This is a genomic window from Chryseobacterium phosphatilyticum, from assembly GCF_002899825.2.
Classification (GTDB): domain Bacteria; phylum Bacteroidota; class Bacteroidia; order Flavobacteriales; family Weeksellaceae; genus Chryseobacterium; species Chryseobacterium phosphatilyticum.
Window position 1 is genome coordinate 205,477 of record NZ_PPED02000001.1, and the last position, 19,399, is coordinate 224,875.

The 19,399-nt window shown below is 36.1% G+C and carries 21 protein-coding genes; 11 read left to right on the forward strand and 10 right to left on the reverse strand.

Translation table 11 applies throughout. The annotated features are described in order from the left end of the window. Positions 1–28: 28 nt before the first annotated feature. Positions 29–928 (forward strand): leucine-rich repeat domain-containing protein, encoded by a 900-nt coding sequence (locus tag C1631_RS00905; protein WP_109709811.1) that lies wholly within the window; start codon positions 29–31, stop codon positions 926–928. Between the two features lie 2 nt (positions 929–930). On the opposite strand, the gene C1631_RS00910 is transcribed toward C1631_RS00905, so the two are convergent. Then, positions 931–1,254, reverse strand: coding sequence for a translation initiation factor (locus C1631_RS00910; RefSeq protein WP_103249481.1), 324 nt, complete (start codon positions 1,252–1,254; stop codon positions 931–933). 199 nt (positions 1,255–1,453) lie between these two features. Between C1631_RS00910 and gpmI the strand changes: the two genes are divergently transcribed. The 5 genes from gpmI to C1631_RS00935 all read left to right on the forward strand — a co-directional run bounded on the left by gpmI (position 1,454) and on the right by C1631_RS00935 (position 6,314). After that, positions 1,454–2,995, forward strand: coding sequence for a 2,3-bisphosphoglycerate-independent phosphoglycerate mutase (gpmI, locus tag C1631_RS00915; RefSeq protein WP_109709812.1), 1,542 nt, complete (start codon positions 1,454–1,456; stop codon positions 2,993–2,995). Positions 2,996–3,144: 149 nt separating this feature from the next. Continuing rightward, entirely contained in the window at positions 3,145–4,122 is a 978-nt protein-coding gene (locus C1631_RS00920; protein ID WP_109709813.1) for an acyl-ACP desaturase, read from the forward strand. A gap of 97 nt (positions 4,123–4,219) precedes the next feature. Next, the gene (locus C1631_RS00925; protein ID WP_103249252.1) at positions 4,220–4,651 is read left to right on the forward strand and encodes a BT0820 family HAD-type phosphatase; all 432 of its coding nucleotides are present in this window, start codon (positions 4,220–4,222) and stop codon (positions 4,649–4,651) included. 86 nt (positions 4,652–4,737) lie between these two features. Next, the gene (map, locus tag C1631_RS00930; RefSeq protein ID WP_109709814.1) at positions 4,738–5,547 is read left to right on the forward strand and encodes a type I methionyl aminopeptidase; all 810 of its coding nucleotides are present in this window, start codon (positions 4,738–4,740) and stop codon (positions 5,545–5,547) included. Then, positions 5,547–6,314 carry a class I SAM-dependent methyltransferase gene (locus tag C1631_RS00935; RefSeq protein WP_109709816.1) on the forward strand — a complete coding sequence of 256 codons (768 nt, stop codon included), beginning with the start codon at positions 5,547–5,549 and terminating at the stop codon, positions 6,312–6,314. The genes map and C1631_RS00935 overlap by 1 nt, the downstream gene beginning before the upstream one ends. Positions 6,315–6,373: 59 nt before the next feature. Here C1631_RS00935 and C1631_RS00940 read toward each other — a convergent pair whose 3' ends face one another. From C1631_RS00940 to C1631_RS00950, 4 genes are all read right to left on the reverse strand, one after another. Further along, positions 6,374–7,081, reverse strand: a complete 708-nt coding sequence (locus C1631_RS00940; RefSeq protein ID WP_109709817.1) for a T9SS type A sorting domain-containing protein — start codon at positions 7,079–7,081, stop codon at positions 6,374–6,376. A 122-nt stretch (positions 7,082–7,203) separates the two neighbouring features. Next, positions 7,204–7,536 carry a DMT family transporter gene (locus C1631_RS00945; RefSeq protein WP_027375222.1) on the reverse strand — a complete coding sequence of 111 codons (333 nt, stop codon included), beginning with the start codon at positions 7,534–7,536 and terminating at the stop codon, positions 7,204–7,206. A 129-nt stretch (positions 7,537–7,665) separates the two neighbouring features. Next, entirely contained in the window at positions 7,666–7,857 is a 192-nt protein-coding gene (locus C1631_RS23835) for a hypothetical protein (protein ID WP_123966548.1), read from the reverse strand. 56 nt (positions 7,858–7,913) lie between these two features. After that, positions 7,914–8,477 carry a Crp/Fnr family transcriptional regulator gene (locus tag C1631_RS00950; RefSeq protein WP_109709819.1) on the reverse strand — a complete coding sequence of 188 codons (564 nt, stop codon included), beginning with the start codon at positions 8,475–8,477 and terminating at the stop codon, positions 7,914–7,916. 380 nt (positions 8,478–8,857) lie between these two features. Here C1631_RS00950 and era point away from each other — a divergent pair, with 380 nt between their 5' ends. The 3 genes from era (at position 8,858) to C1631_RS00965 (ending at position 12,951) form a co-directional block, all read left to right on the forward strand. Beyond that, entirely contained in the window at positions 8,858–9,733 is an 876-nt protein-coding gene (gene era / locus C1631_RS00955) for a GTPase Era (protein ID WP_109709821.1), read from the forward strand. Positions 9,734–9,800: 67 nt separating this feature from the next. Then, positions 9,801–10,229, forward strand: a complete 429-nt coding sequence (locus C1631_RS00960; RefSeq protein WP_109709823.1) for a DoxX family protein — start codon at positions 9,801–9,803, stop codon at positions 10,227–10,229. Positions 10,230–10,548: 319 nt separating this feature from the next. Next, positions 10,549–12,951: a S9 family peptidase gene (locus tag C1631_RS00965; RefSeq protein ID WP_109709825.1), complete on the forward strand. Its 2,403-nt coding sequence runs from the start codon at positions 10,549–10,551 to the stop codon at positions 12,949–12,951. Between the two features lie 111 nt (positions 12,952–13,062). On the opposite strand, the gene C1631_RS00970 is transcribed toward C1631_RS00965, so the two are convergent. Beyond that, complete coding sequence (locus C1631_RS00970; RefSeq protein WP_109711403.1) at positions 13,063–13,752, reverse strand: HAD family hydrolase; 690 nt, start codon at positions 13,750–13,752, stop codon at positions 13,063–13,065. A gap of 76 nt (positions 13,753–13,828) precedes the next feature. Between C1631_RS00970 and C1631_RS00975 the strand changes: the two genes are divergently transcribed. After that, entirely contained in the window at positions 13,829–14,392 is a 564-nt protein-coding gene (locus C1631_RS00975; protein ID WP_103248592.1) for a Crp/Fnr family transcriptional regulator, read from the forward strand. A gap of 163 nt (positions 14,393–14,555) precedes the next feature. After that, a complete protein-coding gene (locus tag C1631_RS00980) occupies positions 14,556–15,059 on the forward strand; it encodes a GNAT family N-acetyltransferase (RefSeq protein WP_109709827.1) in 504 nt (167 codons plus the stop codon). 44 nt (positions 15,060–15,103) lie between these two features. On the opposite strand, the gene C1631_RS00985 is transcribed toward C1631_RS00980, so the two are convergent. From C1631_RS00985 to C1631_RS01000, 4 genes are all read right to left on the reverse strand, one after another. Continuing rightward, positions 15,104–15,928: a GLPGLI family protein gene (locus C1631_RS00985; RefSeq protein ID WP_109709829.1), complete on the reverse strand. Its 825-nt coding sequence runs from the start codon at positions 15,926–15,928 to the stop codon at positions 15,104–15,106. A gap of 64 nt (positions 15,929–15,992) precedes the next feature. Beyond that, the gene (locus C1631_RS00990) at positions 15,993–17,369 is read right to left on the reverse strand and encodes an MATE family efflux transporter (RefSeq protein ID WP_109709831.1); all 1,377 of its coding nucleotides are present in this window, start codon (positions 17,367–17,369) and stop codon (positions 15,993–15,995) included. Between the two features lie 98 nt (positions 17,370–17,467). After that, on the reverse strand, positions 17,468–18,652 hold the full coding sequence (locus C1631_RS00995; protein ID WP_109709833.1) for a sigma-54-dependent transcriptional regulator: 1,185 nt from the start codon (positions 18,650–18,652) through the stop codon (positions 17,468–17,470). Between the two features lie 56 nt (positions 18,653–18,708). Next, the gene (locus C1631_RS01000; RefSeq protein ID WP_109709834.1) at positions 18,709–19,368 is read right to left on the reverse strand and encodes a YggS family pyridoxal phosphate-dependent enzyme; all 660 of its coding nucleotides are present in this window, start codon (positions 19,366–19,368) and stop codon (positions 18,709–18,711) included. Positions 19,369–19,399 lie beyond the last annotated feature (31 nt).

Sequence of the window (19,399 nt, forward strand, 5' to 3'; positions counted from 1 at the left end):
CGAAGTTGCCGGAAAACATTTTCTATCTATGAAAAAACTGTTTGTATTCACCTCTTTCCTATTCATTTCTCAGGCCAAAGCTCAGATTGATCCTGTGAAATATCCTACTTATACCAATATTGAAGATGCTTTAAGTAGTAAGAAGACTGTTTATAGTATCAGCTTCAGGGAAAAAGGATTATTTAATCTGCCACCCCAGCTGGCTAAACTTGATTCAGTATTCTTTTTGAATATTATGGGCAACAAGTTGGAGAAAATGGATCAACAAATATTTGTATTGAAAGAACTGGAGATCTTAAATGTTAATGAAAACAGCATTAAATATATTCCTGATGAAATCAACCAGCTTCAAAAACTGACGACATTCTCTATGAATCTCAACGGTCTTACCCGTATTAATCCCAATGTTGCAAAATTACAACATTTGAAATCGGTTCACTTTGATGCCAATAACCTGAATGTCTTTCCTGAAGCATTGATGGAAATTCCTTCTTTAGAAGAAATTAACCTTCAGGGAAATCAAATCAGTTTCATCACTGATGGTTTGTATAAGATCAAAAATCTAAAGTTTTTAAACCTTTCTGATAATCAGATTAACGATTTAGCGAATTTGTCTTTTCCCAAACAATTAAAATATCTTGAACTTCAGCAGAATGCTATTGTGAAACTTCCGGAAAATCTGTTTAAGGCAGAGAATCTTGAATACCTGAACATAAGTGGAAATAATATCACCACAATTTCTTCCGGAATAAAAGGATTGAAAAATATAGTCAGTATGAACCTGGCTAACAATAATTTAAAAGATATCCCTGCAGAAATCAAAGAATTAAAAAATCTGAAAACTTTGATTCTTACAGGAAATCCTATAGGAAAATCTACAATTGAAAAATTAAAAACCTTACTGCCGGATACCCGGATTTATTTCTAAATCTATCCGCCAACACGTTTGGTTTTGTATCCCATTTCTTTAAGGATATTCATTATTTTATCACGGTTATCTCCTTGAATGATGATCGTTCCATCCTTCTCAGAACCGCCTATTCCTAAGGTGGTTTTTATTTTCTTTGAGATTTTTTTAAGGTCTTCCTCACTGCCTTCCCAGCCTTCAACAATAGTTACAGGCTTTCCATTTCTCCCTTTTTTCTCAAATTTGCATACCAAAGGTTCTTTCTGTTTGAATGCTTCTTCAGGCATCTCAAAATCCTGCTCTTCGTGTTCAGGAAAAAGGTTCTTCAATTGATCTCGTAAATCCATAGAGCAAAATTAAAAAGATTTTTTGAGAGTAACGGTAAAATTTGTATCTTTTAAAGAAGGAGAGACTGGTTCCCTTACATGTTTTTCCTTCATTTAAAATATTTATATGATTGACTATGAGGATGGGATAAAATTAGGAACACCAAATTCTTCTGTTCATCGAAAATTAGGTAAATTTGTATAACAAAAGTTTTACAAAATGTCGAAAAAAGCAATATTAGCAATTCTTGACGGATGGGGATTAGGAACAAACCCGGACGTTTCCGCCATAGACAAAGCAAATACACCATTTATAGATAGCTGTTTTAAAAGATTTCCACATACTACCCTTGAAGCAAGTGGCTTAGCGGTGGGGCTTCCGGCTGGTCAGATGGGAAATTCTGAAGTAGGCCATATGAACCTTGGAGCAGGAAGAGTGGTTTATCAAAATCTGGTTAAATTGAATATGGCTGTTGAAAACGGAACGTTGGGCCAGGAAAAAGTAATTCAGGATGCTTTTGAATATGCTAAAAAAGAAAATAAAAAAGTACACTTCATCGGACTGGTTTCCAATGGAGGAGTACATTCACATATCAATCATTTAAAGGGGCTGTTAACTGCCGCTAAAGAATCCGGTCTGAATGACAATGTATTTGTTCACGCATTTACAGATGGTAGAGATTGTGATCCGCATTCAGGGCTGGGCTTCATCGACGAGCTTCAACAGCATATGGAGGCAACCATCGGAAAACTGGCGACGGTTGTAGGCAGATATTACGCAATGGACAGAGACAAAAGATGGGAACGTGTAAAATTGGCTTATGATGCCCTTGTAGAAGGAGTAGGAGAGGAAACAAAGGATGCGCTTGCAGCCATTAAGGCTTCTTATGAAGAGAATATCACAGATGAATTCCTTAAACCCATTATTCTGGTAAATACGACTGCTACCGGAAATGTAGTGCCTGTAGCAAAAATTATAGATAATGATGTAGTCATCTGTTTCAACTTCCGTACAGACAGAGGTAGAGAAATTACAGAAGTTCTTTCCCAGAAGGATTTCCCCGAATATAACATGAGAAAGCTCAACCTTTATTATATTACGTTGACCAATTATGATAAAACATTCCAGAATGTTCAGGTTGTTTTTGATGAAAATGTTTTAACGGAAACAATGGGAGAAATTCTTGAAAAGAATGGTAAAACTCAGATCAGAATTGCGGAGACTGAAAAATATCCTCACGTTACCTTTTTCTTCTCTGGTGGAAGAGAAGAGGAATTTAACGGTGAGAGAAGATTACTTTGTCCGAGTCCAAAAGATGTTCCTACCTATGATCTGAAGCCGGAAATGTCAGCATATGATATTACGAATGCTATCGTACCGGAGCTGGAACAAGGAACTGCAGATTTTGTATGTTTAAATTTTGCCAATACAGATATGGTTGGTCATACCGGGGTTTTTGAAGCAGCCGTAAAAGCTGCTGAGGTGGTAGATCAATGTATTGAGAAAGTGGCCACTGCTGCTTATGAAAACGGATATGCTGTTTTCATTCTGGCAGACCATGGAAACTCTGATGTAATGATTAATGCTGATGGAACTCCAAATACTCAGCACTCTACCAATCTTGTCCCCTTTATCGTAATGGATAAAGACCATGTCTGGAATCTGAAGCCTGGAAAACTTGGTGATGTAGCCCCTACAATCCTTCAGGTAATGGGTGTACAAATACCGGATGCGATGACAGGAGATGTTTTGGTTGACTAATATTCAATAATAATCATAAAAAAATGTCGTTATACTTGTGTATCGGCATTTTTTTATGATTTATGTCAGATAAGGTATGAGTTGCATACTTTATTATGCGCCAAATAATAAATAAATCATATCTTTGTTAATTAAAACTGAATAGTAAAATGTATCAAAAGCTTGTTAGGAAAGAAGTAATGGGAATATTGGAAAAGGAAGTAGGTTCTTTTCTTGATAAATTTTTAACGCCAATCGAAAAGATCTGGCAACCTTCCGATTATTTACCAGATCCTTCAAGTGATGAATTTAAACATGATTTAGAAGAAATTCAGACTTTTGCCCGTGAAATGCCTTACGATCTTTTCGTAACATTAATTGGAGACTGTATCACAGAAGAAGCACTTCCTTCTTATGAATCATGGTTGATGGGGGTTGACGGAATCAATCAGGAAGAAAAAGTAGGATGGGCCAATTGGGTAAGAGCATGGACTGCCGAAGAAAACAGACACGGAGATCTATTAAATAAATACCTTTACCTGTGTGGAAGAGTAAACATGAGAGAAGTTGAAATTACCACTCAGTACCTGATCAATGACGGCTTTGATCTTGGAACCAGCATGGATCCGTACAGAAACTTTATTTATACAAGTTTCCAGGAAACTGCTACCAACATTTCTCACAGAAGAGTAGGTACATTAGCTAAACAATCCGGAAACGGAAAATTGGCTAAAATGTGTGGGGTAATTGCAGCAGACGAAGCAAGACATGCTAAAGCGTACAAGCACTTTGTTGCTAAAATTCTTGAAATTGATCCTTCAGAAATGATTCTTGCATTTGAAGATATGATGCGTAAGAAAATCGTTATGCCGGCTCACCTGATGAGACAGTCAGGGCAGAAAGCAGGAGAACTATGGGGGCATTTCTCAGATGCAGCGCAAAGATGTATGGTATATACCGGTAATGATTATATCAATATTATGAAAGATTTGCTGGATGAATGGAAAATTGAGCACGTAAAAGGTCTTACAGAAAAGGCGGAAAAAGCTCAGGAATATTTAATGAAACTTCCTGCAAGACTACAGAAGATCACAGACAGAGTTTCTACTCCGGATCTTCAGTTCCAGTTTACCTGGGTTAAAAGCTAAGAGTTTCCCATTTATTTAAAATATAAAAGTATTGAGTGCCTTTCTTTTTGGCACTCTTTTTTATTTCTTATCTTTGCAAAGCTAAAAAAAGAACAAAATGTTAAATAATAAAAAGATTGCTGTTGACTTTGACGGAACTATTGTTGATGATGCTTATCCGGCAATTGGAAAGCCGAAAACCTTTGCTTTTGAAACCTTAAGAAAACTTCAGGCTGAGGGATATCGATTAATTCTTTGGACATACAGACACGGAAAAACGTTAGATGAAGCCGTAGAATTCTGCAAACAGAACGGAATTGAATTTTATGCCATAAATTCAAGTTTTGAAGGAGAAGTTTTTGACTCTGAAAATCAATCCAGAAAACTGGATGCAGACTGGTTCATCGATGATAGAAATCTAGGCGGATTCCCGGGATGGGGCGAAATCTACAATATTATTCAGGAAAGAATAGAATTCCGTGTAGAAGGAAAAGAAGTTCTTGCTTATTCAAAAATTAAAAAAGAAAAGAAAAAAGGACTTTTCTGGTAAGATAAAACATAACAATTCAACAGTGTACCAGGTTGTCAATAAAATATTGTTACACTGATCCATTAATACATTGGTAAATTAATACAATGATTCAATTAAAAACGATAGACGAATTACGTCTGATGAAGGAGAGTGCCCGATTAGTTTCTAAAACATTGGGAATGTTGGCAAAAGAGATTAAACCGGGAATTACAACTTTATATTTGGATAAGTTAGCCTATGATTTTATTAAAGATCATGGGGCTGAACCTGCATTTTTAGGATACGGGGGCTTTCCAAACTCTTTGTGTATTTCTCCAAACGAACAGGTAGTTCATGGATTTCCAAATAATGAAATAGTGAAAGAAGGCGATGTCCTTTCCGTAGACTGTGGAGTTATTTTGAACGGATTTGTAGGAGATCATGCTTACACTTTTGAAATCGGAGAAGTAAAGCCTGAAGTTAAAAAAATGCTACAGGTTACCAAAGAATCTCTTTACAAAGGTATTGAGCAATGTATCAGGGGAAAAAGAATCGGAGATATTTCTCATGCCATTCAGGCACATTGTGAAAAAGAAGGATACGGAGTTGTAAGAGAACTTGTAGGACATGGTTTGGGAAGAAAAATGCATGAAGATCCGCAGGTACCTAATTATGGAAAACAAGGAAGTGGAAAAGTGATCAAAGACGGATTAGCCATCGCCATTGAACCTATGATCAACCTTGGAACTGAAAAAGTAAAATTCCATAATGACGGATGGACGGTAACTACTTTAGATAATATGCCATCTGCTCACTTTGAACATGATGTTGCTGTTATCAACGGTAAACCGGTATTGCTTTCAACATTTGAATATGTTTATGAAGCTTTAGGTATCGTAAGTGACGAAGAAAAGCCGTTCCAACTGGATTTTTAATGAAAAAGATTACTAAGCTTTTACTCAATAAAATTCCACGTCCGATGCTTATTAAAATGAGCATCTGGGCAAGGCCATTGATCTATCAGTTCTTCAAAGGAGAAGAGTTCTATGACCCTATTGACGGAAGATCTTATCGTAAATTCCTTCCTTATGGATACGGAAAGCAGAGAGAAAATGCGCTTTCCCCCGGAACATTAAGTCTGGAAAGACATCGTCAGATGTGGCTGTATCTTCAGAATGAAACCGAATTTTTTATTAAAAGTTATAAAGTTCTGCATATTGCTCCCGAGCAGGAATTTCTAAGGAAATTTAAGAGAATGAGTAACCTGAATTATATTTCAGCAGATTTATACTCTCCGATTGTAGATGTAAAGGCAGATATTCTTGATTTACCTTTTGCAGATGCAAGTTTTGATATTGTTTTCTGTAACCACGTTCTGGAACATATTGAAGATGACGCCAAAGCAATGAGTGAGTTGTATAGAGTGATGAAGCCAGGCGGATGGGGAATTCTTCAGGTTCCTATGAAAAATTCACTGCAAAAAACCTATGAAGATTTCACAATTAAAGATCCGAAAGAACGTCAGAAACATTTTGGACAATACGACCATGTTCGATGGTACGGAATGGATTATTTCGACCGTTTAAGAAACGCAGGTTTTGAAGTTGATCCTAACTTCTATTCACAAAAATTTTCGGAAGCTGAAATAAAAAAATATGGATTAAGAAGCAATGAAATCTTACCTGTAGTATACAAAAAATAAATCAAACCCCCGTTTTTCAAATACTGAAAGCGGGGTTTTGATATCATGCCAATAAGCTGTTATTCTTTAGTAAAAGGGAAAGATTGGTAGTTTTCTACGATTAAAATATATTGTCCTTTTTGCAAACTGTTAGTATCAATGGATATTTTACGGTCATTAGTTTTGGTTTCAAACACCAGTTTTCCGGATAAATCATATATTTTTAAAGGAAGATTTCTTTCAATATTTTCTATCGTTAAAACTTCTTTTACAGGATTTGGATACGCTTTAAATGTTTTTTTGACAGCTTTCACGTCCTGAGTACTCAGGTTAGCACTGTTATTATAGTAAATCTTATTTCCTGAAGGATCTGTAATAACGAGCGTTTTCGCATTACCATTTGTTGTGATCTGGTAATTATACATGGATGCATAAGCACCGTTAACGTAAATATCAATGTTTTTCTGATCGTAATTTCTTACAGGACCTGCATTTCCTCCGTTATAAAATAAAGAAGTAAATGATTGAGCAGTTTTCATGAGATTATTGCTGCCGGGTACGATAGAAAACAGCATGGTCGCTGTATTGTAGTACTTAGAGTTGATAACATAACTCAGACCACCTGCTGATGTAATTGTCGTTGCAGGAACTCCATTGTCAATTAAAGGAGTATTGGTTGTTTGTCCGCTGCTTGTTACCATCTTTGAAATATACCAGTTGTTGCCAATCAGCTCAGAAGTTTGGGCAGATAATAATCCGCCTACCAAAAGAAGTAGAAGTTTTTTCATGGTTAAAAATTTTCGGCAAAGATATAAAAAGGATTTATAAAGCAAAACCGTCTCCAGACTGAAGACGGTTTCAATTTAAATATAGATAGATGTTTATGCCTTTTTGAAGAGAAAAGTAAGTTTTAATGGGATGATGAAACCGCCTTTAATCCAACCACAGAACCAATTAAGGTCACAATAAAAAATACTCTCCAGAAACTTACAGGATCTTTAAAGAAGAAAATACCCATTAAAGCTGTCCCTACCGCTCCGATTCCTGTCCATACCGCATATGCAGTACCGATAGGCAATGTCTGGGTAGCTTTGATCAGCAAAAGCATACTTATGGTCATCGTTATCAGAAATCCCGTGTACCAAAGGTACATTTCGGTTCCTGATGTTTCTTTGGCCTTTCCTAAGCATGAGGCAAAAGCCACTTCAAATAATCCTGCGATAACTAATATGATCCAATTCATTTTGTAAATTTTTCTTCTGCAAATTTCAGAAATTGAACAGAGAAAAAATTTTACAATTGTTAAAAAATGATTTTTTTATTGCTGGAAGCCAGGAGTAGCGGTGGTTTGCATACGGGATCGCATGCAATTTTACCAATAGGGCATTATTCGGTAAGGATGGCTTTGAGTATCTGTTGCTTGCATCCCCAATACTGATGGTAAGAACATCATTATATCAATAGGAGCGGACTGTAGTCCGTTTTCAAGATGAAAATCATCCATTGGCTTGAGCCCAAATATATAATACCCTGGAGTCATTAATAAAATGTAAGATGATGTCATAGGCTGTAAGAACTTTTAGTCTCCTTTCTTCCTGTTCCTTGCTTTAAATACATTTCTCACTTAATCTCTGCCCGGATCCTGCTTAAGCTCACCTGAGTAATTCCGAGGTAAGAGGCGATATGCCCAAGCTGAACCCTTTTCAGCAGATCAGGTTGGTTCTGAATAATGTCTTTGTAACGTTCCAAAGAGGTTTTGAATTGTCTTGATATAATAAGTTCTTCAGATTTTATCATTTCTGCTTCAGCTAATTTCCTGCCCCAGTTGGCAATATGGATATCTTCATTGAAAAGTTTCTTCAGATTTTCCGTTTCCATTCTGTAGAGGTCACAGTCTTCCAGTAATTCAATACTTTCATATCCGGGCTTATCTTCTACATAGCTTTTCATAGAAAGTATACATTGTCCTTCACTACCAAACCAAAATGTGATATCATTATCAGAAGTGGAAGCGTAAGCACGTGCCATTCCTTTACGGATGAAGTAGAGATAGGGGATCACCTTATCTGCTTCCATAAGGCAAAAGCCTTTAGGGTATGAAACTTCTGTGATATGTGCTTTTAAACTATTTCTGGATGTTTCCGGAAGAAGATAAATTTGGTCAAGAATCTGGTCTATATTCATAAAGATGAATTCTAATATTCAAAAATATTAGTTTTAGGTAATGCAATACAAAATTATCGTATGGTTTTTATTAAAAAGTAAATTATTAGAAAAAAAATGAAAAAAGCCACGGCAGGCTACAAGAACTACGATTACCCATGTAGTTTGTCATTTCGGAGAATATCAACAAAATATTTGATTTATTATAAATGGTTTAGATCTTTATAAGATGATAAATAGAATGTTTTGGGAATTACGAATTTGTCATAAGATTATATAATGTAATTCCCTTTTATAATCCAATACCGGGATAAATAACTCTCTTTTTTCGTTTAAATATTGAGATTAACTCTAAAGACCAATTTTGTTTTAGTAACTTTGCAGTTCGTAATATTATTTTTATGCACAAAGCAGGATTTGTAAATATAGTTGGAAAGCCCAACGCCGGAAAATCAACACTACTTAACCAATTAATGGGTGAGAAGCTGGCGATTGTAACGCAGAAAGCTCAGACAACCCGTCACAGAATTTTTGGTATTTATAACGAAGATGATCTTCAGATCGTATTTTCTGATACTCCGGGAGTATTGGATCCTAAATATGGACTTCAGGAGAAAATGATGGATTTTGTAAAAGATTCTCTGCAGGATGCCGATGTATTCCTGTTTATTGTAGATGTGACTGATAAGGCAGAACCTTCAGAGTTCCTGATTGATAAATTGAATAAAATTCCTGTACCTGTACTTCTTTTATTAAACAAGGTAGACCAAACCGATCAGGCAGGTCTTGAAAAACTGGTAGAAGACTGGCACAACAGAATTCCAAAAGCAGAGATCCTTCCTATTTCTGCATTGAATGCTTTCAATACGGAAATTATTTTACCTAAAATCAAATCATTATTACCTGAGAGCCCGGCATACTATGATAAGGATCAGTATACGGACAAACCGGAAAGGTTTTTCGTGAATGAAGCTATTCGTGAGAAAATTCTTCTGAATTACGAGAAAGAAATTCCATATTCTGTAGAAGTAGTTACTGAGCAGTTTAAAGAAAAAGAAGGGATTATCTTTATAGATTCTATTATTTATGTAGAAAGAGATACCCAAAAAGGAATTATTATCGGACATAAAGGCGAGGCTATCAAGAAAGTAGGAACGGATGCAAGACTGGATCTTGAAAAGTTTTTTTCAAAAAAAATTCACTTAAATTTATTTGTAAAAGTGAAAAAAGACTGGAGAAAGAATGATCGTGACCTAAAAAATTTCGGCTATAGATAAACTAAAAAAGCTGTAAACCCCTTTCTATTAAAAGATTTTTATTACCTTAGTATAAATTTTTTAGTACATGAACTATAATAATTCAAATTCGAGCTCAATACTTAAAGATATTATTTTATTGGCCGTAAGGGTTTTCGTAGGTTTTGCAATGCTTTCCCACGGATTTCCTAAGCTCCAAACCTTATTATCAGGCGGTAAAGTTGAATTTTTTGACTTTATGGGAATGGGACCTCAGATCTCTCTGATTTTAACGGTTTTTGCAGAATTTGTATGTTCTATCTTGCTTATACTAGGACTTTTTACAAGAGTTTCTTTAGGGTTTTTGATCTTTACCATGGCTATGGCAGCTTTTGTGGTTCATGGAGCAGATCCTTTTGAGAAAAGAGAATTGGCTCTTGTATATCTTTCCGTTTATCTTTTGCTCATTACTTGTGGAGCAGGAAAGTTCTCGGTAGATCACATGATAGAAAAAAGAAAGAGAGCTTCAGACTGGTAATACGAATACAACAATAAATAAAAGGCACCTTTAAGGTGCCTTTTTATATTTTAATAATTGCAATGAGGTAAGCATTCCAGAACAGGGCTATGCCTTCGTCTCTTACTCTGCAAGCCATATATCAGGATTCAAATAGTGGAACATTTCCTCCAGGAATTCTTTTCAGGTTTCCTTCGATAATTTTCTTAAATTTTTCACATTGCTCTATTTTTGTTATATAAAAACATTAAAAAACATAATACAACACTATTTGGTGTGTTGTTTTTTTGAATTTTATAAATCTCCTAAAATTCACTACATTCGTGGAAAATGAATTTACATGAAGATAAAACTGACTATTTGCCTTTTGGCATTTCTCAATTTTTATAATGCACAGGAGAATATTACGTATCAAAAACCCTCAGCAGAAATCTTAAAACTGGCAGATTATCAAAGACCACCAGGTGTTTTGATGAACAGTAAAAAAGACTGGGTTGTTTTCACTTACCGCCCAACCTATAAAACGCTGCAGGATCTTAGCCAACAGGAGATGAAATTGGGAGGATTAAGGATTAATCCCATTACTAATATTGCAAGTACTGTCACTTATTTCAATGATCTGAAAATCAGAAAGATCAATGATAAAAATGAAGTGCAGGTGAAAAACCTGCCTGCAGAGGCTAAAATCACCTATATTTCATTCTCTCCGGATGAAAAAAAACTGGCTTTTACCAATACGACCAATAATGGAGTAGAACTGTGGCTCGTGGATATGGAAACAGCATCTGCAAAAAAGATTTCTGAAGACAATCTGAATGCCAATCTGGGAATGCCTTATCTGTGGTATAACGATTCACAAAGTTTACTGATTAAAAAACTTCCTCAAAACAGAGCTGCATTAATTGATGCAGGTAAGGACCTCCCTACAGGACCTATTGTTTCGACAGCAGACGGTAAAGTATCGCAGAACAGAACCTATCAGGACCTTTTGAGAAATCCTCAGGATGAAAAAAACTTTGAAGTTCTTACAGCTTCTGAAATCTATAATGTAGACCTTAATGGCGGGCAGAAGAAAGTAAAAGACCAGGATATGTATGTTGGTTTAAGTTTTTCTCCCGACGGGAATTATTTACTGGCTACAGTCATTAAAAAACCGTTTTCTTATATCGTTCCGCTGAACCGTTTTCCAATGACAACGACTGTATATGACAAGAACGGAAATACCGTAAAAGCGGTCAATGAAGTTCCTTTAAATGAAATAATGCCTAAAGGCTTTTCTTCCGTAAGAACCGGCAAAAGAGATATGGCATGGCGTAGCGACGCTCCGTCAACTTTGGTTTTTGCAGAAGCACTGGACGGTGGTGATCAATCTAAAGCTGCAGAATACAGAGACGAAATCTTTACATGGGAAGCTCCGTTTACAGCTACTCCAAGGTCTTTTTTTAAAACAAAACAAAGATATGAAGATGTAAACTGGACAAACGACCATTATGCAATTGTTTCAGAAGAATGGTATGATACCAGAAATACAAAATCTTTCCTGGTAGATCTTAATAATGGAGAATCAAAGGTGATTGATGATAGAAATTCTCAGGATGTTTACAGTGATCCGGGACATTTCAATACCACGAAAAACCAATACGGAAGAACTATTATTGATATGAAAGGCGGGAAGGCCTATCTGATAGGGGCAGGTTTTACAAAAGACGGGCAGCATCCTTTTATTGATGAAATGGATGTAAAAACATTGAAGAAGAAAAGGCTATATACCTCAAATCTTAAAAATGCTAAAGAGGGGATTGTTGATATTTTAAACCCTTCAAAAGGAGAGATTTTGACGACTCAGCAATCGCCGAGCCTGTATCCGAATTATTTTAAAAAAAATATCAAATCCAGTAAAGCCGAAGCAGTAACCCATTTTGCCAATCCTTTTGAAAGCATAAAAGATGTTTATAAAGAAGTGATTACTTATAAAAGAAATGATGGTGTTACTTTGACCGGAACTCTTTATCTTCCGGCCAACTATGACAGAAAAGCAAAAAAAGAAAAACTTCCTTTACTCATTTGGGCATATCCAACAGAGTATAAGGATAAAAATACGGCAGGACAGAGTAAGCAGAACCCCAATGACTTTACTTTCCCTTCTTATGGATCTTTTATCTATTGGACGACCAAAGGATATGCGGTTTTGGATGATGCCGCTTTCCCAATTATTGGTGAAGGAAAAACAGAACCAAACGATACTTTCATTACCCAGCTGGTAGCGAATGCAGATGCTGCAATCAATGCTGTAGATCAGTTAGGATATATTGATAGAAAAAAAGTCGCAGTGGGGGGACATTCTTATGGGGCTTTCATGACAGCCAATTTATTAACCCATTCCAAGCTTTTTGCTTGTGGTATCGCCAGAAGTGGTGCGTACAACAGAACACTGACTCCATTTGGTTTCCAGAGCGAGCAAAGAAACTATTGGGATGTTCCGGAAATTTATAACACAATGTCTCCGTTTATGCATGCAGATAAGATGAAGACTCCACTTCTCCTGATACATGGTGATGCAGACAATAATCCCGGAACTTTTACATTGCAGACAGAAAGATATTTCCAGGCTTTGAAGAATCTTGGAGCACCGGTCAAAATGGTTCTTCTTCCTAAAGAAGCTCATGGATACCAGGCTAAAGAAAATATTCTGCATGTTTTATGGGAACAGGATCAGTTCCTTGAAAAGTGTTTGAAGAAATAATAATTAAAAAGGCTGTTGATCATCAACAGCCTTTTTTGATTAAAAAATATAATAAGGAAGTTATAAGTATTCCTGCCCAAGCAGAAAACTTACAGCATAATAGTGATCAAATCATAGATACTCCAAGATCTTATCAATACTTTTAAGTTCCATGAAATGTTTATGTTCCAAACGATGTTCATGTTGTTCATGACTCCATGTTACATGATATGGAATGTGAGCAGCGGATCCACCGATCTCCAATACTGGCAAAATATCTGATTTTATTGAATTACCAAGCATCAGAAAGTTTTCAGGTTGACAATCAAGATGCTTCAGAAGCTTTTTATAGTCACGGTCTTTCTTGTCGCTCATGATTTCAATGTGGTGAAAGAAGTCTTGTAATCCTGAATTTTTCAATTTGCGCTCCTGATCCAGTAGATCTCCTTTTGTAGCCACTACAAGCCTGTATCTGCCTTTTAAGCTTTCCAGAGTTTCCGTTACTCCATCCAGCAGCTCAATGGGTTTTTGAAGAAGTTCCTGGCCCAATTCAATAGCTTTGCTTACGACCTGTAGAGAGGCCGTTCCATTCGATACTCTATTAATAGTCTCTACCATACAAAGCATAAAACCTTTTACGCCATAGCCATATAAATGCAGGTTTTGCATTTCAGTTTTAAACAATTCCTGAGATACCGAATGTTGTGGTAAATAATCTTCAAGTAATATACAGAACTCTTTTTCTGCTTCCTGAAAATAAGGTTCATTGATCCAAAGCGTATCATCTGCATCAAAAGCAATCGTTGTGATCTGATTATTCATTTTTGTTTTGTAATTTTCTGCTTTCAAAATTCAACATAAAAAATAAATCAAACAAGGACATTTGTCCCGGATTACTATGCTACGGACGAATCATAAATTTTTAAAGTATCTTGAACAGCTCTACCATCAGCAGGATCATAAAAAAGATATTGTATTGGAATCTTTTGGACAAGGAAAAGAAATATTAATTCAAGATCAAAAGCCCTCCCAGGTGTTACTGATTAAAGACGGAATTGCCAAATGCTACGTTGCTGAAGAGAACGGGAAAGAATATATTGTTGAATTTCTTGGGATGGGTGAGATTATAGGGGAAGTGGAGTTGATCAAAAATATAAACTACCTGTGTAGTATCCAGGCAATGACAGATATCATTGCCTATTCGGTGAGTATTCCTTATTTTAAATCTTTGATTCAAAAAGATATTACCCTGAATAATCTATTGTTGGATAGCTTTGCGGAAAGAGTGATTAATACTTCAAGCAGGGCATCTTACCAGCAACTTTATACCACAGAACACACGCTGACACAATTGCTTACAATGCAGGAAAAACAAGGGATCCAACTCTCAAAAGAAGATATGGCTGACTATCTGGGAATTACGGTGAGAAGCCTGAACAGAATTTTAAAGGATTTGAAATAAATTTTAGCTTTGAAGTTAAATAAATATATTTTTAATAGATTTTCATGATTTTGGAAGGGGTGTTGTTTTGATTTTTCGTTTTATTCTTTAAATATATAATTATTTTGTAGGGGTGTGTTTGTAAAAATATTATTTTTGTATACTTAAATTTAACATCTCATCCGTGGAAAAATTAAAATTCAGAAATGCTGAAAGGGCTGATCTCCATAAAATTGTAGCTATTTATAACTCAACCATTGCTTCAAGAATGGTGACTGCTGATATGGAAGAGGTTTCTGTAGAAAGCAAACAAAAATGGTTTGACGAGCACAATCCTGATACAAGACCGCTTTGGGTAGTAGAGGATACTGAAGGTCAAGTGGTGGGATGGGTGAGTTTCAGCTCATTTCACGAAAGGGCAGCGTATAGCGGGACGGTAGAAGTAAGTATTTACCTGGATGAAACGTGCAGGGGAAAAGGATATGGTAAAACCATTCTTCAATATTGTATTGATAACGCTGGAAAATTTGGAGTCAATAATCTCGTCGCTCTTATTTTTCTTCATAATGAGCCGAGTTTAAAGCTATTCAGGTATTTCGGATTTGAAGATTGGGGAACGCTTCCCAATGTCGCTATTTTGGATGGAGTTGAGAGAAGTTTGAAGATTTTAGGAAAGAGAATTAATTAAAAATAAAAAGCGGCCTTTAAGACCGCTTTTCCTTTGTTTCCTGTCTAGCTTTTAAAAACAGGCTCCTTATCTTTTTCAAGATAAATATATCGGCCTTTGATGCCATTCTGGAGCATTTCTTTTTTCTTGTTTAGTTCTTCAGCAGATTCTATGCTTTCATTTTTAAAAGATAGATTTCCACCGTTTTTTACTTTTTCAGAAAATATCCTTGTGGGATTTTGATAAATATCTTCAATATATTTATTAAATTTTTCATTGGTTATCAAAATAGCCGGCTTACTGTAGTGAGTTTCCACAAATTCTCTGGTGTCATAGTCTGTGCCCAGTTTTTCATTATTGATTAACTGATAAACAAAATTCTGATCTGCATCTTCAAGGATAAAAATAAGGCCCGGAAGACCTCTGAATTTATATGGACCTTCCTTAATATTAATCTCATTAGAAAACCATGCGCTCCAGCTTCTGCCTCCGAAATGGGTTGTCGCTTTTTGAAGCTTATATCCGTTATAATCCTTAGTTTCCTGAAGTACCTGCCATGTCATTTCATCATGTGTTTTCACCACAAAATAATCAAAGAAATCCCTGTACCATTTATTGTCGAAGGAATCCGGTTTTCTTTCGATAACCTGATCCGTTTTTGTGCTGTAACGGGAGATTGGTTGACTGGAATTTTTATTTTTCACATCATAATCAGCGAAGCCTTTATCATAAAACTTAACAGACTTTGGGCTGATATCCAGATTCATCAGATCTCTTCTATACTCCTGTGAGGGATCTTTCCGGTACTGAAGTTCATAGGTAAATCTGTTGGTTTGAGATTGATAAAAAGAACCTGCACAGAAAGCAAGTAATAGGAGTGTTTTTTTCATGTAAATTAGTTAACCGGGCAAAAATAAATAAAAAAACGCAGAACAAAGCTCTGCGTTAATTTGTTTACGGTGTTTTTACCTGTACATTCTGCTTAATTCTTTTTGCGGACATATTCAAGAATCGTTTAACAAGGAATACGGCGGATATTGTTAATCCTAATCCGAGAGCGATCCACATTCCGAATGCTCCCATTTCCAATGTTACACAGAAGAAATAACCTAAAGGAATCGTGATGACCCAATATGCAATAAAAGTGTAAATGGAAGGTATTTTCACATCCTGCAATCCTCTCAACATCCCTAAAGCGGTTACCTGTATACCATCTGAAAGCTGGAATAAAGCAGCAATAATCATTAGTTTTGATGCCAGCGTAATGACTTCAACCTCTTCTTTTTTGGTGAAGAAAGTAGGTAATATGTTTCTTCCCAGAATGAATACCAATCCACAGATACACATGAAGATAAAGGCAATCTTCAAATTGTTGATTCCTACTTTTCGGAGTTCAACAAAGTTCTGCTCACCCAGTTTTCTTCCAATCATTACGGTAGAAGCGACACTAAATCCAACGCAAAGGTTGAATGTAAATGAAGCCATACTTAAAGCAATCTGATGAGATGCAATATCATGAGCAGAAATCAAACCACATATAAATGCAGCTCCGGCAAATGCCGTTACTTCAAAGAACATCTGTAAAGCGGTTGGTAGTCCTAGTTTTACCATTTTATCGAACATCTTCTTAGAGAAATTCTGCATTTTCAATGAGAAATCTTTAATATAACGTCTGGTTCTTTCTTCTTTAACTAAAACAAAATAAAGGAAAACAACCATGAAAATTCTGGAAATCAAAGTGGCCAGAGCAGATCCTTTGACTCCCATGGGAGGTATTCCCCAAAGACCTTTGATAAACACATAGTTTAAGGCAATATTGATAATGTTGGCAATAATAGTCGCCTTGGTCACCCCTATGGTATAGGATAAGCCTTCAGAAACCTCACGAAGCGTCTGGAAAGCCATAAAAGGAATCATACTCACCACCATAATACTTAAGAAGCTTACGGTATCTGGAATGATCTTTGCCGGCTGACCGGAATGATAGAGTAGAGGCATTCCCAGCAAGAGGATCGCCATAAGAATAACTCCCACCGACATATTGATTACAAAACCATGGCTGAATACAGAATTGATGGTATCATGATCCTGTCTTGAATGTGCTTCCGAAACCAGGGGAGGGATCGCAAATGAAAATCCCAGTGCTAACACAAATATGGAGAAGAATACTGCATTCCCCAATGAAACAGATGCCAGCGCATCAGCTCCCAAAAGTTGTCCGACAATGATATTGTCAAATAAGTTGACCGAAACCTGCCCCACCTGGGTTAGCATAACAGGCAGAGCCAAAGTCAGGCATTCTTTTGTGTAGTTTTTGTTTAAAAAGTTCATAATATTTTAAGATTCATATAGTTTATACTGTAAATAAGGCAAAAAAAAATTTGCAGTGAGTACTGCAAATTTTTATAAATATTGTAAATAATAATGTATTATTTCCTTACAAAACTTGCAACGTCACTTTCAGAAACAGTGTTTCCACCAAGAATAATTAATCTCTCAACAACATTCCTTAATTCTCTGATGTTCCCAGTCCACGAAAGAGCTTTTAAAGCATCAATAGCTTTATCATCAAACTTTTTCACTGCAGTACCATGCTCATCAGCAATCATACCTGAGAAATGCTCAACCAACAATTTGATGTCTTCTTTTCTTTCATCCAATGGCGGAACATAAATTTCAATTACAGAAAGTCTGTGGTAAAGATCTTCTCTGAATTTTCCTTCTTCAATCTCCTTCTGCATATTTTTATTGGTTGCCGCAATTACTCTCACGTCAACTTTAATCTCTTTATCGCTTCCAACAGGAGATACTTTGCTTTCCTGAAGGGCTCTTAATACTTTTGCCTGAGCGATAAGGCTCATATCTCCAATTTCATCAAGGAAGATTGTTCCTCCGCTTGCCTGTTCGAATTTCCCTTGCTTATCCTTAATAGCACCTGTAAAAGATCCTTTTACGTGTCCGAAAAGTTCAGATTCAATAAGCTCAGACGGAATCGCCGCACAGTTCACTTCAATCATTGGTCCTCTTGCACGCTCGCTTTGATTGTGAATAGCATGAGCCACTAATTCTTTTCCTGCACCATTAGGCCCTGTGATTAAAACTCTTGCATCAGAAACAGCTACCTTTTCGATCATGTCCTGAATTTTCTGCAGAGCAGGAGAGGTACCGATCATCTGGTATTTTTTATTTACCTTTTTCTTTAGCGTTTTATTTTCTGTCTGAAGGTTTTTGTTTTCTTTTTTCAACGTTTCCTTAACCAGAGCATTTTTTACGCTGGTGATCAGTCTGTTGATGTCAATAGGCTTAGAGATAAAGTCATATGCACCCTCTTTCAAGCAGGAAACAGCGGAATCGATGTCTGCGTGACCCGAGATCATGATAAAAGTTGTTTCAGGCTTCAATACAAGACTTTGCTTTAAGAGCTCAGTTCCTGAAAGTTTAGGCATTTTGATATCAGAAATCACCAGAGCGAAATCTTCTTTCTCTACCTGCTTGTAGCCTTCAAGGCCGTCTTCGGCGATAACAAATTCATAATCTGTAAGTTCATCAGAAAGAATACTGTGAAGTACTCCCGATATTGCTTTTTCGTCTTCTACTATAAGGATTTTTTGCATAGTCGCAAATTTAAATTTTTTGTTTCAATTATTAGCAAAAATCGTACCTAAAAATTCTATTTTGAATAATCTCTTCTGCCAAAAATCGCAGATCCAACTCTTACAGAGTTGGCTCCACATTCAATAGCAATCGGGAAATCATCACTCATTCCCATTGATAATGTTTTTAAAGGTTTTAGTTGATTTAATTCATCAAAAAGCTCTTTTAAAGTTAAAAATTCTTGTGTAACCTGTTGTTCGTCGTCAGTAAAAGTAGCCATTCCCATCAATCCGGTCATTTCTATATGAGGAAATTTTCCTTCGAGGTATTGTTGGAAAATATGTTTTGCCTCCTGAATTTCAAGCCCGAATTTGGTGTCTTCAGCGGCAATTTTTACCTGTAGTAAAACATTGATCACTCTGTTATTTTTGCCTGCTTCTTTATTGATTTCAGCTAATAATTTTTCAGAATCTACACTTTGTATCGTATCGATAAAAGGAGCTATATATTTAACTTTGTTTGTTTGTAAATGACCAATCAGATGCCATTGGATATCTTTGGGAAGCAGGGGCGATTTTTCCATCAATTCCTGAACTTTGTTTTCTCCAAATACTCTTTGTCCAAAACCGTACACTTCCTCAATAGCTGAAACCGGATGTGTTTTGGATACAGCAACCAACTGAATAGGGTCAGGAAGTTGATTTTTTATAGTCTGATAGTTTTCTTTAATACTCATACGTGCAAATTTCCGAAAATTACTTGACAGT